This is a genomic window from Pseudobutyrivibrio sp. 49 (genome assembly GCF_900100545.1).
Classification (GTDB): domain Bacteria; phylum Bacillota; class Clostridia; order Lachnospirales; family Lachnospiraceae; genus Pseudobutyrivibrio.
Genome location: NZ_FNDP01000004.1, coordinates 179317 through 195956, shown reverse-complemented (window position 1 = coordinate 195956; position 16640 = coordinate 179317). Strand labels below are relative to the sequence as shown.

Genomic DNA, 16640 nt, shown 5'->3' with positions numbered 1-16640 from the left:
TTATGGATTTCGCAATCATCATAATTAATGCAATTGCGACAGCTCGTTGCGACATCTGTAGCTTCAATTATTTCTGAATGAAGCTTAACTTCTTTAGCGATTGTGGTTGGGTCTTTTCCAAGTGCTGAACCAATGCTTTTAAATGTAGAACCGCATGTGATTTCTTGTTCAATATAAGTTCTGTCAGTAAGAGTTAAATGACGTTGTCTTTTCTTTTTGTTTGCCATAATTAATTCTCCCTGGCAGACAGATAACCACTTACAATCATGAATAATAAAAAATGCTTGTGCAAGACTAAATTCCAGTTTGAGAGAAAAAAAGCCCATAAAACCGGAATTTAAAATTTCACTTAAGGTAATAAGATTTTTAAGGACGAGTAATTGATGAAAACTGCATAAAACCAACGTTTGTGAGGTGTGCTTTTTAAAGTACATCTCATTTTTTATTATAGAATCAGAAAAAGACTAATGCCTGGTAGTAAGGAGGAGCGATATATGTACGGAGCAATTTTAGGTGATATGATTGGTGCACCATATGAGTTTGATAGGGGCGATAAGACTAAGGATTTCATTTTGTTCAATCCCCGAAAATGGATTAGATACACTGATGACAGCGTAATGACGCTTGCTATTGCGAAGGCCATTATGTTAGTAGGAACAGATGCAGATGAGCGGACTATGAAAGCGGCATTTGTAGATTGTATGCAGGATTTTGGCGGAAGATATGCTCAGGGCGAGTACGGTGGAAGATTCTCAGGCTGGTTGAAATCTAGCAATCCTCAGCCATACGGAAGCTTTGGTAATGGCTCTGCCATGAGGGTTTCTGCAGTAGGTTGGATGTTTGATACGTTGGAGCGCACCAGAGAGGTGGCGCGCTGGTCTGCTGAGGTGACTCATAATCATCTTGAAGGAATCAAGGGCGCAGAGTCAGTTGCTAGTGCAATATTTATGGCTAGAAATAGATGCACTAAGGACGAAATTAAAGAATATATCATTTCAGAGTTTGGCTATGATCTTAGCAGGACTTGTGATGAGATTCGACCAACTTATCATCATGTGGAGAGTTGTCAAGAGACTGTTCCGGAGGCAATCACTGCCTTTCTTGAGGGCGAAGACTTTGAAGATGTTATCAGGACAGCGGTTTCGTTAGGAGGAGATTGTGACACACTTACCTGCATCGCCGGTAGCATCGCTGAGGCTTTTTATGGAGTGCCTGATTCCATGAAGGCGGAGGCGGTGAAGAGACTAGATAAGGAGTTTATAGATATTTTGGACAAGTTTGACAGGGATTTTAGATTAATACCATTAATATATGTTGAGCCTATAGAATATTTTCCAAAAGAGATAAGGGATGCTTATTTTAATGAGGAGGAGCAATAATGAACTACAAGAATTTAGGCTTTAGGCCATTTTACAAGAACTTTAGCATATTGCTTAACAATGACAACATAATGGATATTGTAGCTGATTTAGATGTGAACGAGGTGTTTGATGGTGTTCTAGTTTATGGTTATGTAGACCACGAGGCAGGCTTCACATTTGAGATTCTCTCTTTAGCTTTGCAAGGAGATGAAGGTGGTTTTAAATTTTATGATTTACCAAATGATATCACGTATAAGCTTCGAGCTGATGCAGTAGAAGAGTGTGAGTGCTTGTTTAGTGAAGATGTTTACGATGAATATATGGAGCTGTTCAAGGATAAGATTTCTAGCCTGGAAACCTATGAAGAAAATGAGAATGTTGCCAAGAGTCGTAGATTTGATTTTCTTGATCCATTTAGACATGAAGAATACATAGATGATGTCCAGGTTGTGCTCTTGAAAGACGGCTTGCAGCCAGAACAAGTTTGGGTACGCATTGAAGACCTTGGAGATAAAGTCATTATCGGCAAACTTTTAAACGAGCCTGATCAGGATTTTGGATATCATCTGCATGAGAAGGTTGCATTCTTCGTATATACGGATGAGGATAATAAACAGCATTTACTATGTGATATGAATCCTAGTCAAAAACTTACACCTGAAGATTTGGCTGATGGCAGTATGTTGAGAGAAGCTATTGCAGCATTCAATGATGATAAGACTGAAAGTAACTTCATCGATGTGCTTGAACTACTGAGGGATAGTCTAGTTTGGATTCCATGTAATGTAGTAATGGGAGAAGCTGATCAGAAATTCCTCGAAGAATTAGCAGAGAGGGATGAGGAAGAAATTGTAGGCAAAACATTTTCAGCACTTGATGATATCAGGATGATTCCAGATATACTTAAGAATGGTGACAAGTATTACTTCCCTGTATTCTCAAGTAGGGAGGAAATGGGCGATTACGGCAATGATTTTTCTAAAGTCCAGAAGCATTTTTTTGAAGCAATGAAGCTGGCGCTAGGAAATGATGCCGATGTTGTTGGTATTGTTGTTGATGCTTTTTCTAATCCAATTGTGATTGATAAGGGATTGTTTGATATAATTGGTAATATGAAGTCTAGACTTGTCGAGAAATAGGGGGTACAGAATATGCCTAAAGATGTTTTTAGAATGCCTACACCGATGAAAATTACAGGAAGAACGTCTAGCATTACTAATGCGTTTGTAAATGGGATAATACCAACTATAGAACCATCGGAAGAAGAACTTGATGACGTTTTAAGAACTTTAGGGATGACTAGGGAAACAATTTGTTGCGCTTACTGTGGTGACAAATATACAGAGTGGGATCATTTTAGACCGTTAATAATTAATAAAGCTCCTACGGGCTATGTTTCGGAAATCCATAATCTTGTGCCTGCTTGCGGCAAATGTAATCAGAGTAAAGGAAACAAGAATTGGAAAGAGTGGATGCTAGGCGATGCCAAATTATCTCCAAAGTCTAGGGGCATAAAAGATTTAGCAGCGAGAATAGAACGATTGTCGAACTTTGAGAAAAAGTACACGCCACTTAAGGTTGATTTTGAAAAAGTCGTTGGTAAAGAACTATGGTCATCTCATTGGGAAAATCATAGGAAGCTTATTGAGATGATGAAATCTTGTCAAAAAAAGGCTGATGAGATTAAAGATAAGATTAATAACGGAATATACTAGACAGAATATTTTTAAGAATTAGATTATGTGAATATGTCCAATAATCATCCCTCCTATGCTATACTCAAGAAAGATTGAGTATAAATAGGGGGTATCTTTATGTCTAAAGGGGCTAATCAAAAATTAAAATTAAGTTATCTATGTAAAATAATGCAGGAAAAGACAGATGATGAGCATCGGCTTACTCTGCCTCAAATTATAAAGGAACTGCAGAAGTACGATATTACCGCGGAACGAAAGAGTCTCTACGATGATTTTAAAGTTATGGAGAATGAGCTTGGTATCGAGGTTATTAAGGAACAGGAAGGTCGTGAGACTTATTATCATGTAGGCAGTCGTACTTTTGAGTTAGCAGAGGTAAAGCTACTGATTGATGCAATTCAGTCTTCGAAGTTCATATCAAAAAGTAAATCGGATGTTTTAATTAAAAAAATGAATGCTTTTGTTAGCGAGTACCAGGCGAAGCAGCTGAAAAGACAGGTTTACGTCAATGACAGAATCAAGACTATGAATGAAAGTATTTATTATTCTGTGGATTCGATTCATACAGCGCTAATGAATAATAAGCAGATAGAGTTTTTGTATTGTTCATGGACTATTGACAAAAAGCTGGAGCCACGCAAAGAAGGGCAAAAATATAAGGTGAGTCCATGGGCTCTTACGTGGGCAGATGAGAACTATTATCTAGTAGCTTATGATTCAGAGGCTGGTAAGGTAAAGCATTATCGTGTAGATAAGATGATGAAACTTTCCGTTGTTGACAAAAAGCGAGATGGGGAGGAACATTTTAAAAATTTTGATATGACTACATATGCCCTTGAGAACTTTTCAATGTTTGGTGGTGAAATCAAACGTGTACATATTGAGTTTCCTAATGAAAAAGTAGGTATATTTATAGATAGATTCGGAAAAGATATAAGTATTCGTCCAGTAGATGACGGAAGAAGCAAGATAGCTGTTGATGTTGCCATTAGTTTACAATTCTTTGGATGGATATTCAGCCTTGGAAAAGATGTTGCGATTACGGGACCAGAGGCTGTAGTAGAGATGTATAAGAAAGAACTTCAGAATAGGTTAACGGTTTAGACATAGAAATATGTTAGTCTAATTTCATTCAGGAGGTAAACACCATGGAAGAAATTAAATGCACCAGGGAAGATATTGAAAAATCTGCAGAATGGTTTTTCAAATTCTGGATGTTTTATGACATGATAGAAAAGGGAATGATTTCTGAGGATAAGGCCGGTACATATTATGAACAGGAGACTGAGAAGCTGACAGATTTACAGCAACATTTATTGGATATTATGATGGAGTCCATGAAAAACAGTATGAAATAATTATCAAAAGCGCGTTTAAAGAAAAAGAGGGGAGTTCTGACTTTTTCAACAGAAAATAATATTATGAGCCTTTTAGGTGTTATATTTGATGCAGATTTGCAGCATTTGGTCTAAAGAGTTGACTAGATGCTGCTTTTTTGATGTAAAAATGCAGCAAAATCAAGGCTTTGAGCTGTCCGATAAAACTACAATGTCATGAGTAGAATATAAAATAGATAAAAAATGGAAAATCTTAGTATGTAGAGGTTTTATATGGAGAAAAAAGATTTTGCTGAATTTATAAATAGACAAAACTGGATATTTGCAAAAACGTATGCTGATAGAGCACCGCATGAGTATATAGTTAAGGAGAAGCTAGATAAAAACGATATGTCGGAATTTCCTAAAATAGTGACTTATATACGACATTTCGGATTTCCAGCGATATTCTGGGGGGAAGAACATATTTATTACTACTATGAAGGATATTATTACTGGACGATGGGCGATTCAGTAGAGGAGACAATTATCTTGAATCGATGCAATTATAAGCTATATGAAATGTGATATAGCGGAAAAGGGGGAGAAGGATGTTTATGAGGAAACTTATTTATTGGTTACAGAAAAAGAAAAGGATTGAAAAGAGAAGTTGTGGGCAGTGTTGTATTACCTGTTCATATTTTAGTGAATGTGTAAAAGATGGTGTGTTTTAATAATTTTAATTAAGCCTAAATTATTAGAATAATAGGGTGATTAACTAGAAAAAAGCATAAGAATTGGGATATATCTTTGTGAAGTTCAACTATAGGTTTGTGAAGTTATTTCATTGCTACTTCTCTAGCCAAATGTTATCATATAAACAGTGCTTTTATAAGCAATTTTCAGTCGTTGTTTACATTTGGCGAGGAATAAGTATGAAAGTAAGTTATAAGAAACTATGGAAGATGCTAATTGATTTAGACATGCAAAAAAAGGACTTGCAGGATGCGATTAAAGCAAGTCCTAATACTATGGCAAAAATGGGCAGAAATGAGAATGTATCTATGGATGTTATTTCTCGAATCTGTGCATTCCTCAAGTGTGATGTTGGCGACATTATGGAAATGATTCCAGATGACGGAGGAAACACAGTTGAAAAGAAATAAGTATAGTGCTGGAGCAGTTAAATTCTCATTTTGGTTTATGGAGTTTAGAAAAGAGGTCCAGATGTTATCATCTGGTAAATCTTTTGATGAGATAAAAAAGCTTAGTGAGGATGAAAATATATTTGGTGCTAGTACACCAGCTAGAGCAAAGATGATTTATTCGACATGCACTGCAAGAATCAAATCTTTGGATGAAAGCTTTTATCCATTATTTATGGATAGCGATGTTTCAACACAAAAACTTTTCGCATTAGCGGGTACACTTGCACATGATACATTGTTTTTTGACTTTGTATATGAAGTGCTTAGAGAAAAGTTGATAGTCGGAAATAATGTTTTGACAGATGCAGACTTTAGCATTTATTTCAAGAATAAGCAGGAGCAGCATGAGGATGTTGAAAAGCTTACAGAAGCCACAGTAAAGAGGCTTTCACGTAGCTATAAGACTCAGTTGTTTGAGGCGGGACTTCTTGATGATAATAATAGAGCAGCAGAGCGAACAATATTAAAGCCAGTATTAGATCCAATATTAAAGCATTGGCTTGATGATTATGGATACGGACAGATAGCAAAAGCACTGGAGGGAATTAGATAATGGCAGATATTATAGAACGCCTAGATAAAATGGAAGAGGCCATTAAGAAGCCATCATTCAGACAAAGTAGTGGAAGGGCTAATGAAGTAAATTATTGGGTATTTGATTATCCACCAGAGCACGAGCTTGAGGTTAGAGAAAGAATCAAATATATGCAGAATCGTAATTCAAAAGGTGCAGAGGATTTTGAATTGGTTGTATTTGATCTTTATGACATAATAATAGATTTTCTCAAGAAAAATGATTTTTTGGAAGACTGCTATAAGTTCGAAAAGAAAAAAGGACTTGAGAGAATTACAAAAGCTGTTAGCAACTCAATGAAAATTAACGATGATGACAGCTATATTGTGCAGTATATAAAGGATCATACGCCTGAGAACGCTGTAGTATTTTTAACTGGCGTGGGTAAATGCTTCCCTATACTCAGGTCACACAAGGTATTAAACAATTTACATCAAGCATTTGTTAGCGCTCCTGTTGTTATGTTCTTTCCCGGAATATACAACGAGCAGGAACTGATATTGTTTGGTGAGATAAAAGACGACAATTATTATCGTGCTTTTAAATTAGTGAAGTAGTCAGGAGGGTTACACAATGCAGATTAAAGAAATGTTTCAGAAGCCTATTGATCGTGAAATTCAAGGCGTAATTATCGTAGGCCAGGGTGAAGAAACAAACGTTGCTCAGGAATTAGAAGAGTATGTAGTTACTAGAGAATTACAGAAACATTTTGCAGATTTCTTTGAAGCATATAAGAAGGGAATTACTGGAAATACAAATGAAATTGGTGTATGGATTTCCGGATTCTTTGGAAGTGGTAAATCTCACTTCTTGAAAATCTTATCATATATCCTCGCAAACAAGGAGATAGATGGTAAGCATGCCATCGATTACTTTATTGATGACAATAAGATAAGTGATGCAATGGTTCTGTCTGATATGAAGCTTGCAGCTCAGACAAAAAATGACGTTGTACTTTTTAATATTGATTCAAAGAGTGATAGCAACAGTAAGCAGAATAAGGATGCAATCGTAAATGTATTCCTTAAGGTCTTTAATGAGATGCAGGGCTTCTGCGGTAGTCTTCCTCATCTTGCAGACTTGGAGAGTCAGCTTACCGATGAAGGAAAGTATGATGCCTTTAAGGAAGCCTTTGAAGACGAATATGGCTCAGAGTGGGAAGAATCAAGACATAAATTTGATTTCATCCAAGATGATGTTGTTGAGGCGCTTGTAAAAATTGATTTTATGAGTGAACCAGCAGCCCGTAACTGGTGTGAAAAAGCTTCTGAAACATATCGCATTAGTATTGAGGATTTTGCAAAGAGAGTAAAAGCTTATATAGATAAAAAGGGTGAAAATCGTCACGTTGTATTCATGGTTGATGAAGTTGGCCAGTATATCGGTGATGATTCTAACCTTATGCTCAATCTGCAGACCGTAAGAGAAGAGCTTAGTAAAGAATGTAAAGGAAAAGCATGGGTTGTTGTAACCAGCCAACAGGACGTTGATTCCATTATGAAAGTTAAGGGCAACGACTTCTCTAAGATTCAGGGACGTTTTGCTACAAGACTTGCTCTGTCATCAGCAAACGTTGATGAAGTTATTAAGAAGAGAATTTTGGATAAGAATGAAACTGGCGCTCAGACACTTAGACTTCTCTATGAGCAGAAAGCAACAATTATTAAAAATCTTATCGTGTTTAATGATGGTGTAGAGAAGAAACTGTACTCAGACGAAAATGATTTTGCTCTTGTGTATCCTTTTGTTCCTTATCAGTTTAATTTGCTTGCAAGTGTACTTACATCAATTCGTACTCATGGTGCATCAGGCAAGCATTTATCAGAAGGTGAGCGCTCAATGCTTGCACTATTCAAAGAATCCGCAGTAAAAATCATGGAAGAATCAGAAGGTGCAATTGTGCCATTTCATAGATTCTATGACGCTCTTGAAAACTTCTTGGATCATAGTCATAGAAGTGTAATTATTAGGGCTTTTGATAACACAAAGATTAATCCAGAGGGACAGACTGAGGATGTATTTGCAATTAATGTTCTCAAGACTCTTTTTATGATTAAGTACATACTTGAGATTGAGGCTAATGTAGAAAATATCACTAGTCTTATGATTGATAACATCGACAACGACCGTATTGAGCTTAAAGAGCGAGTTGAGGAGGCTTTAAAGGTTCTACAACAGCAGATGCTTGTACAGAAGAATGGAAACTTGTATGTATTCCTTACTGATGAAGAGCAGGAAATCAATCGTGAAATTGAAAGTCAGAATGTTGAGATGGCAGAGGTTATCAATAAAGTATCTGAAATGATTTTTGAGGATATCTTCTCTGATAAGAGATACCGTTATCCAGCATTTAACGGTAGATATGCATTTTCATTTAATCAGACTGTTGATGATAGACCTTACAAGTCTAATCAGAATTTTGATATAGGACTTCGTGTTCTTACACCTTGGTATGACGGAGGTAATGATGATGCAACTCTTCGTATGATGTCAGGTACAAGCCAGGAAGTAGTGGTGCTTCTTCCAAATGATGCAGCATTCCTTGAAGAGCTTATGACATATTTGAAGATTGAGAAGTTCCTTCGACTTAATACATCTTCGCAGCTCACTAAGTATGAAACTATTAAGGAAGCTAAGCGTGTTGAGATGCGTGAGCGTAATTCTAACGCAAAGCTTTACCTTACAGAAGCGCTTAAAGAATCAACAATCTATGTAAATGGTGATGTGGCAAACCTTTCATCAAAGGAAGTTACATCTAGAATCAATGAGGCTATTGGTAGACTTGTTCAGACAGTTTATCACAAGCTTTCATATATTGATGCAGCATTTGATGAGACCAATATTAGAAAGATGTTTGCTGCAACAAATCAGTTAAAGCTTGATTTAGGTAGTGAAGGTGAGTCTAACCAACACGCACTTGACGATGTACTTAGTTTTATATCAGGTAACTCACAGATACATATCAAGACATCTATGAAGACTATTAAAGACAGATTTATGTCTGCTCCATATGGATTCGTAGAGGATGACGTTCATTGGCTTGTAGCAAGATTATATAAGCGCGGAGATTTAACATTTACGGTCAACGGATCTGTTGTAACTGTAATGAATAAGTCGGCAGATGAAATTGTTGATTATATTATTAAAAAGCAGTACGTAGACAAGCTTCTCATGGAAGTTAGAGTCCGTGTACCTGAAAAAGAAAAGAAGGCAGTACAGACCGTAATTAAAGAACTATTTGGAACTTCACTTACATCGGAAGATGAAGATAGTGGTATGAGAACATTCCAAAAGTATTCACAGAACAGAATTGGTGAGATGAATACTCTTTTAGTTAATTACAATCAGTACGTATATCCAGGAAAGAAGGTTATTGATGATGGAAAGAAACTCATGCAGGCAGTTGTACAGATAACAGAGCCTAAAGAGTTTTATGAGTATGTATCTAAGCACCAGGATGATTTACTTGATTATGCGGAGGATTACGAGCCGGTAAAAACATTCTTTGGTGGTGAGCAACAGCAGATATTCACAAGAGCTCTCGATATGCTTGAAATCTATGATGATAGTAAAACATACATTGTAGATAAGGCCTTGGAGGATATTGTAGCTCAGATTAAATCAATTGTTGAGATGCAGGCTCCATACAGAGAGATTCCAAAGCTTCCTGACCTTAGAAATAAGTTCATGAACGCTTATACAGACATACTTGAAAAGGCTGCAGTACCAGTAAAACAATCTATCGAAGCTGATAGAGATAGAGTTATAGAGGTAGTTGATACTAAGGAATATAAAGATGAAAAGAAGCCTGAGTATCAGGAAATGTTTGTTGAAATTTGGAATGGTGCAGATACATGTAACAATGTTTCTAGACTTAGAGCGTATGCGGATAAAGCGAGTGCTCTTAAGATTCGTTTGTTAGACGAAATGAATGAATTAGATGCTGCTATTGCTGCAAAGAAGGCAGCTGAAAATGCAGCAATGGGAGATGTGCCAACACCTGATGTACTAGTTAAGGTTCCTAAGAAGAAGACAAAGAATGTAACAATCAAGACTGTTGCACATACTTCATCATGGAGAATAGAAAAGGCTGAGGATGTAGATAAATATATTGATCAACTTAAGAAGTCATTGCTTGATGAATTAAATGAGAATGACATCGTAAATGTAGAATTTTAAGATTGGAGATAATAAGGCATGAATAAAACTGCTATAAGAAACTTTGCTATATGGGCAAGAAATAAGTTAATAGCTGATATAGAGTATCGTGCTGGACTTATGGGTATTACATCTGAGGAAATCAAAGATGCATTGCCTCAGTCTACAAGAGAAACACAATTCTTTGATATAGGAACAGCCGAGCCTTATACAATTACAGGTGAAGCCATTAAGCAGAGAACCAGCCTTGTAAATGCAATTAATCAAAAGGCTAACGAAACAGACTATGCTACTGCATATAAATATATCATCGAAGGTGTAGCCTATACATGGTTTAACAGACTTATAGCGGTTAGATTCATGGAGGTAAATGATTATTTACCTTCTCATATCAGAGTGCTCTCATCTGAAAGCGGCAAGATGGAGCCGGATTTGGTTACAAATCCATTTGATGCAGAATTACCATTTACAGATGATGAAAAGCAAGAAATCATTAGACTCAAAAATGATAATGAGCTTGATGAGTGTTTCAGAATGCTTTTCATCAAACAATGTAATGCTTTAAATGAATATTTGCCTGCGCTTTTTGAAAAGACATCTGATTATACAGAAGTTCTTCTTAATATTTCTGCTATCGATAAGGAAGGTGTAGTTTACCATCTTGTAAATGATATTCCTGAGGAAGACTTTAATATTGAGATGGGTGGTCAGGTTGAGATTATTGGATGGATGTATCAGTACTACAATACTGAGCCTAAAAATGAAGCCTTTGCTAAGAATGGAAAGATTTCAAAAGAAGAAATTCCAGCAGTAACACAGCTATTTACACCGGATTGGATTGTTCGTTACATGGTGGAGAACAGCCTTGGCCGTATTTGGGTAGAAGGACATCCAAATGATTCTCTAAAAGCTGGATGGAAGTATTATCTTGAAGAAGCAGAACAGGAGCCAGATGTTCAAAATAAACTTAATGAGATTCATGCGGAGTATGCAAAGCTTAATCCAGAAGATATCCATTTCATAGATCCATGTATGGGAAGTGGTCATATTCTCGTATATGCATTTGATGTTCTTATGCAGATATATGAGTCAGCAGGTTATTCACAGAGGGATGCAGCTAAGAGCATTTTAGAGAATAACTTGTATGGTTTAGATATCGATGATAGAGCATATCAAATGGCTTATTTTGCTGTCATGATGAAGGCAAGGCAGTATAACAGAAGGATATTATCTGCAGATACACCATGCCATGTTTATTCCATCCAGGATAGCAATAGCATAAATAGAAATCAGCTTAAGTATTTTGGAGCTGATTTAAATGAAATTGAAAAAAATGATGCAATGAACCAGGTAACAAGGTTACTTGATACTTTTAGAGACGCCAAGGAATATGGTTCTATTCTTGATGTAGAAAAATATGATTGGGAGTTGCTTAGAAGGTTTGCTGTTAAGAATAGCGTAGAAGGACAGATATCATTAGATACTATTGGTATTGATGAGACACAGGATCGATTACAGGAGATAATTGCTATTGGGGAGAAAATGGAGAGAAAATATGAGGTGGTCTCAACTAATCCACCATATTTTTCTCCTAGTAAAGGTGGAAAAAAGTTAATAGAGTATGTAACCAAAAATTATCCTAATAGCAAGACAGATTTATTTTCTATTTTTGTAGAAAAAAGCTTGAAAATGTCAATCGGTTCAGGATATGTTGCGATGATAACGCAGCAAGCATGGTTATTTTTGACGAGTTTTGAGAAGCTAAGAAATGAAGTTTTAAATTATGATGTGTGTAATATGGCACACTTGGGTTCAAGAGCTTTTGAAGAAATTGGTGGGGAGGTGGTACAAACTGCGAGCTTTGTACTGGCTAAAAGATATGAAAAAGGGTATAAGGGCGTATACCGAAGGCTAGTGGATGGAACGTCTCAAGATGCTAAAGAGCATATGTTTTTAGAGGGTAAAAATCAATTCTGTATTTCACAGGAGAATTTTGCAAGGATTCCAGGAAAAACTTTTGCATATTGGGCATCAGAAGCTTTGCTTGCAGCTTTTGGTAATAAAATTCTTTATGATGTTGCTAGACCAAGACAAGGTCTTGCCACTACAAATAATGATCTATTTTTAAGACTTTGGACGGAAGTGACATATGGGAAAATAGGATACGGTATGCTTTCGCAAGATGAAGCAATTGCTAGCAATAAAAAGTGGTTTCCGGTAACAAAGGGAGGCACATTTAGACGTTGGTACGGGAATGCCGACTATATTGTAAACTACGAAAATGGTGGAAAAACAATTTGCGATTACATAGATAACACCCCTAATGTTAGGGTTAAATCGAACGGAAGAGTTATCAATAGAGATTTATATTTTCACAAAGGTATGACTTGGTCAACTATAGCCTCGGGTTTGTTTGGAATGAGATATGTTCCAAGTGGATTTATTTTTGAAACAAAGGGCTCTATGTGTTTTACAGAGGACGAAAAGTTATACTATCTTTTAGGATTGTATAATTCTCCAGTAATGCAGTGTTTTTTGCAGATGATATCGCCAACATTAGATTATCATGAAGGCCCTTTAGGTAAAACCCCAGTAAAAATAGAATTAAGACAAGATATTGATGAAAAAGTAAAAGTGGCAATTGACATATCGAAAGAGGACTGGGATTCTAGTGAGACCTCTTGGGATTATCAATGTCACGCTTTGTGTAAAGGAGACACAATGGGAAGATTAATTTCAGATAAATACAAAGAATGGGAAGCTGAGTGTGATAATCGTTTCAATCAGCTTAAGGCAAACGAGGAAGAACTTAATCGTATATTTATAGATATCTATGGTTTACAGGATGAGCTTACTCCAGAGGTAGAAGATAAGGATGTAACTGTTCGAAAAGCAGATTTACAACGCGATATTAAGAGCCTTCTTTCATATGCAGTAGGTTGTATGTTCGGACGTTATTCACTTGATGTAGAAGGTCTTGCTTATGCAGGCGGCGAATGGGATGCAAGTAAGTACAAGACATTTATTCCTGATGCAGACAACATTCTGCCTATCACTGATGAGGAATATTTTGAGGATGATATTGTAGGCCTTCTTGTTGAGTGGCTTAAAAAGGTATACGGCGAAGATACTTTAGAGCAGAATTTAGATTTTATAGCACAAGCTCTTGGAAATAAAGGTAATTCATCACGAGAGATTATTAGAAATTATTTTGTATCCGATTTCTTTAAGGATCATTGCCAAACATATTCAGTTACAGGTTCAGGTAAAAGACCTATTTATTGGCTTTTTGACAGCGGAAAACAGAATGGATTTAAGGCATTGATTTATCTCCACAGATACAATGCTGATACAATTGGAAATTTACGTGTGGATTATCTACATAGAATGCAGCGCGTATATGAATCAGAGATTGGACGTATGCAGGACATGATAGATCATAGTACTAATAGTCGTGAAGTTGGTGCTGCAACAAAGCGTAAAGAAAAGCTTCAGAAGCAGCTCAAGGAATGTCGTGATTATGATGAAAAGATTGGACATTTGGCACTCGCAAGAACAGAACTAGATCTTGATGATGGTGTTAAGTATAACTACAAAAAAGTACAGCTTGGAACTGATGGCAAGCTTTATGAAGTTCTTGCAGACAGCAAAGCTATCATGATGGATGATAAGAAGTTTAAGGACTTCAAAAAGAATTAATTATTGAGGTGAGACAGTGAATAAAACAGCAATCAGAAATTTTGCTATATGGGCAAGAAACAAGTTAATAGCAGATGTTAGTTATAAAGCAGGTCTTATGGGGATTACATCAGAAGGAATTTCTGATGCGCTTTCTCAGTCTACTCTTGATGTAGAGTTTTATGATATAGGAACAGCGGAGCCATATGCCATTCGTGGTGAAGAGATTAAGCAGCGTAAAGGGCTTGTAGATATCATTAGACAGAAAGAGAAAGAATCAGACTATGCAACCGCATATAGCAGTGTGATTGAAGAGGTTGCTTACACATGGTTCAATCGTCTGATTGCTGTACGTTTCATGGAAGTAAATGACTATATGCCCGCGCATGTAAGAGTACTTTCATCAGAAACAGGAAAGCTAGAACCCGATATTGTAACAACTCCTTTTGATGCTGAGTTGGAACTGACTGAAGTTGAGAAACAGCAGATTATTGAGCTTAAAAATGATAATAAACTGGATGAATGCTTTAGGTTGCTCTTCATAAAGCAGTGTAATGTCCTGCATTCTATGCTTCCAAGGCTATTTGAGAATACAAGCGATTATTCAGAGCTACTACTTAATGTGTCATTTGTAGACCAGGACGGTGTAGTCTACCATCTTGTGCATGATATTGAAGAGGATGATTTTAATATTGAAAAGGGGGGCCAGGTAGAGATAATTGGCTGGCTTTATCAGTACTACAATTCAGAGCTTAAGGATGAAACATTTGCTCTTCTAAAGAATAATGTAAAGGTTACTAAAGAGCGTATTCCATCAGCGACACAGTTATTTACTCCAGATTGGATTGTGCGCTACATGGTAGAAAACAGTCTTGGTAGGCTTTGGATTGAGGGACATCCAAATGATTCGTTAAAGACCGGATGGAAGTATTATCTTGACGAGGTTGAGCAGGAAGCTGATGTTCAAGCACAGTTAGATGAAATAAGAAAAGAATATGCAAAACTCTCACCGGAGGATATCAAAGTCATAGATCCATGCATGGGTAGTGGGCATATTTTGGTATATGCATTTGATGTACTTATGCAGATTTATGAATCAGCCGGATATACACAAAGAGATGCTGCAAAGAGTATTCTTGAAAACAATCTTTTTGGATTAGATATCGATGAACGAGCTGCACAGCTCGCTTATTTTGCTGTGTTAATGAAGGCAAGACAGTATAATCGTAGAATCTTAAATGATGGTGCGATTTGTAACGTATATGCTATTAGAGAAAGCAATGGGATTGATATGGCAGCGCTTGAAAGTCTTGGCGAATCAGGTGGAATAGGAGAAAGATTAATTAATGCTTTTGTTGATGCTAAGGAATATGGTTCGATTTTAACACTTGATATTACCGATGCAGAATTAGACGAGTTAGAACGTAAAGTTAGTGAAATAAAAGAAAAAAACAGTTATGAAAATATGTTTGATGCACTAAATAGTGAAGCAATTATTAACGACGTTACGCCTCTAATTCTGCAGGCCAGGAATATGATTCAAAAATATGACGCTGTAATAACAAATCCTCCATACATGGGGAATATGAGTGAGAAACTCGTGGAGTATTCTAAGGAGCATTACTTGAAGTATAGATATGATTTTTATGCCATATTTATAAAAAAGGCAGCCATGATGAAAAATGCATTTGGATTTTCAGCACTTGTTACGGGTGACAGTTGGCTAAGTTTATCAAGTTATATTTCAATGAGAAAAGAAATCCTATCGACAGAATCATTTGAAAGTATATTGCCTTTAGGAGCTGATGCCTTCGAGGCAGGCTTTGGTACAGTAGCGTTTGTGTTTAGAGACAAGATTGAAAAATACAAAACTACTTATGTTGATTTATCTAATATAAGTTCAAAGAGTGACTGTATTACAGAAAAAGATTATAATGATAAGCTTTTCATTCATGATAATGAGATATTTTTGGATACAGAAGGCTCAGAATTTACATACCCTTGTAGCGATAAGGATTTAAAAATTTTGAAAGGTAAAACATTAAGTGACGAGTTGATTCCTAAGGCTGGGTTAGTAGCCGGGAATAATGATCTTTATTTAAAACTTTGGTATGAAGTTAATGATTTTGATTTTAATAGAACAGCAGAGAGTGTAGAGCAGATTACTCATAAAGATTGGATACCACTTCATAAAGGTGGTGGATATAGAAAGTGGTATGGAGTACATGAATATGTAATTTCCTTAAAAAAAATGATTAGTGATCGTACGAAGAATAAAGCTATTAGAACTGGCGATCCGGATTATTTTTTTAAAGAGGGTATAACATGGTCGACGTTATCAAATAAATTTGGATTACGAAAAAGTCCTAAAGGATTTGCATATAATACAAAAGGCTCTATGTGCTTTGCAAAACATGGAAATATTGATTATTACCTTGGATTGATGAATTCAGTAGTGGCGTCTTATTTTATCAAGATAATAGCACCGAACTTAGATTTTAATAGTGGTACAGTAATTAAAATACCTTGTAAACTAGATAAGGAAGAAGAGGTAGAACAAATTACTGAGATGAATGTAAGTCTTTCAAAAGAAGACTGGGATTCGTTTGAAACTTCGTGGGATTTTAAAAAGCATCCTTTAATTTAGA

General features: G+C 36.2%; 13 protein-coding genes. 12 read left to right on the top strand and 1 reads right to left on the bottom strand.

Features of this window, described 5'->3' with window-relative positions; all coding sequences use genetic code 11:
• On the bottom strand, positions 1-227 hold a 227-nt coding region (locus BLP54_RS15805; RefSeq protein WP_176754486.1), incomplete at its 3' end, for a helix-turn-helix domain-containing protein.
• A gap of 267 nt (positions 228-494) precedes the next feature.
• Between BLP54_RS15805 and BLP54_RS06145 the strand changes: the two genes are divergently transcribed.
• The 12 genes from BLP54_RS06145 (at position 495) to pglX (BLP54_RS06090) (ending at position 16639) form a co-directional block, all read left to right on the top strand.
• On the top strand, positions 495-1379 hold the full coding sequence (locus BLP54_RS06145; protein ID WP_090167815.1) for an ADP-ribosylglycohydrolase family protein: 885 nt from the start codon (positions 495-497) through the stop codon (positions 1377-1379).
• Positions 1379-2500: an SseB family protein gene (locus tag BLP54_RS06140; RefSeq protein WP_090167813.1), complete on the top strand. Its 1122-nt coding sequence runs from the start codon at positions 1379-1381 to the stop codon at positions 2498-2500. The genes BLP54_RS06145 and BLP54_RS06140 overlap by 1 nt, the downstream gene beginning before the upstream one ends.
• Positions 2501-2512: 12 nt before the next feature.
• Complete coding sequence (locus tag BLP54_RS06135) at positions 2513-3076, top strand: HNH endonuclease signature motif containing protein (protein ID WP_207646777.1); 564 nt, start codon at positions 2513-2515, stop codon at positions 3074-3076.
• 99 nt (positions 3077-3175) lie between these two features.
• Positions 3176-4162: a helix-turn-helix transcriptional regulator gene (locus tag BLP54_RS06130; RefSeq protein ID WP_090167810.1), complete on the top strand. Its 987-nt coding sequence runs from the start codon at positions 3176-3178 to the stop codon at positions 4160-4162.
• 44 nt (positions 4163-4206) lie between these two features.
• Positions 4207-4416, top strand: coding sequence for a hypothetical protein (locus tag BLP54_RS06125; protein WP_090167807.1), 210 nt, complete (start codon positions 4207-4209; stop codon positions 4414-4416).
• A gap of 252 nt (positions 4417-4668) precedes the next feature.
• The gene (locus BLP54_RS06120; RefSeq protein ID WP_143001997.1) at positions 4669-4962 is read left to right on the top strand and encodes a hypothetical protein; all 294 of its coding nucleotides are present in this window, start codon (positions 4669-4671) and stop codon (positions 4960-4962) included.
• Positions 4963-5309: 347 nt separating this feature from the next.
• Positions 5310-5540: a helix-turn-helix domain-containing protein gene (locus BLP54_RS06115; protein ID WP_090167806.1), complete on the top strand. Its 231-nt coding sequence runs from the start codon at positions 5310-5312 to the stop codon at positions 5538-5540.
• Entirely contained in the window at positions 5527-6135 is a 609-nt protein-coding gene (locus BLP54_RS06110) for a DUF1819 family protein (protein ID WP_090167804.1), read from the top strand. Before BLP54_RS06115 ends, BLP54_RS06110 begins: the two co-directional genes overlap by 14 nt.
• Positions 6135-6713 carry a DUF1788 domain-containing protein gene (locus BLP54_RS06105; RefSeq protein WP_090167802.1) on the top strand — a complete coding sequence of 193 codons (579 nt, stop codon included), beginning with the start codon at positions 6135-6137 and terminating at the stop codon, positions 6711-6713. The genes BLP54_RS06110 and BLP54_RS06105 overlap by 1 nt, the downstream gene beginning before the upstream one ends.
• A 16-nt stretch (positions 6714-6729) precedes the next feature.
• Positions 6730-10335, top strand: coding sequence for a BREX system P-loop protein BrxC (gene brxC, locus BLP54_RS06100; protein WP_090167800.1), 3606 nt, complete (start codon positions 6730-6732; stop codon positions 10333-10335).
• 18 nt (positions 10336-10353) lie between these two features.
• Positions 10354-14013, top strand: coding sequence for a BREX-1 system adenine-specific DNA-methyltransferase PglX (gene pglX / locus BLP54_RS06095; RefSeq protein ID WP_090167798.1), 3660 nt, complete (start codon positions 10354-10356; stop codon positions 14011-14013).
• Between the two features lie 16 nt (positions 14014-14029).
• Positions 14030-16639 carry a BREX-1 system adenine-specific DNA-methyltransferase PglX gene (gene pglX, locus BLP54_RS06090; protein WP_090167797.1) on the top strand — a complete coding sequence of 870 codons (2610 nt, stop codon included), beginning with the start codon at positions 14030-14032 and terminating at the stop codon, positions 16637-16639.
• The last annotated feature ends 1 nt before the right edge of the window (position 16640 follow it).

Coding starts and splice junctions, on each gene's coding strand:
- BLP54_RS06145 (WP_090167815.1), top strand. CDS start 495: ATGTACGGAGCAATTTTAGGTGATATGATTGGTGCACCATATGAGTTT.
- BLP54_RS06140 (WP_090167813.1), top strand. CDS start 1,379: ATGAACTACAAGAATTTAGGCTTTAGGCCATTTTACAAGAACTTTAGC.
- BLP54_RS06135 (WP_207646777.1), top strand. CDS start 2,513: ATGCCTAAAGATGTTTTTAGAATGCCTACACCGATGAAAATTACAGGA.
- BLP54_RS06130 (WP_090167810.1), top strand. CDS start 3,176: ATGTCTAAAGGGGCTAATCAAAAATTAAAATTAAGTTATCTATGTAAA.
- BLP54_RS06125 (WP_090167807.1), top strand. CDS start 4,207: ATGGAAGAAATTAAATGCACCAGGGAAGATATTGAAAAATCTGCAGAA.
- BLP54_RS06120 (WP_143001997.1), top strand. CDS start 4,669: ATGGAGAAAAAAGATTTTGCTGAATTTATAAATAGACAAAACTGGATA.
- BLP54_RS06115 (WP_090167806.1), top strand. CDS start 5,310: ATGAAAGTAAGTTATAAGAAACTATGGAAGATGCTAATTGATTTAGAC.
- BLP54_RS06105 (WP_090167802.1), top strand. CDS start 6,135: ATGGCAGATATTATAGAACGCCTAGATAAAATGGAAGAGGCCATTAAG.
- brxC (WP_090167800.1), top strand. CDS start 6,730: ATGCAGATTAAAGAAATGTTTCAGAAGCCTATTGATCGTGAAATTCAA.
- pglX (WP_090167798.1), top strand. CDS start 10,354: ATGAATAAAACTGCTATAAGAAACTTTGCTATATGGGCAAGAAATAAG.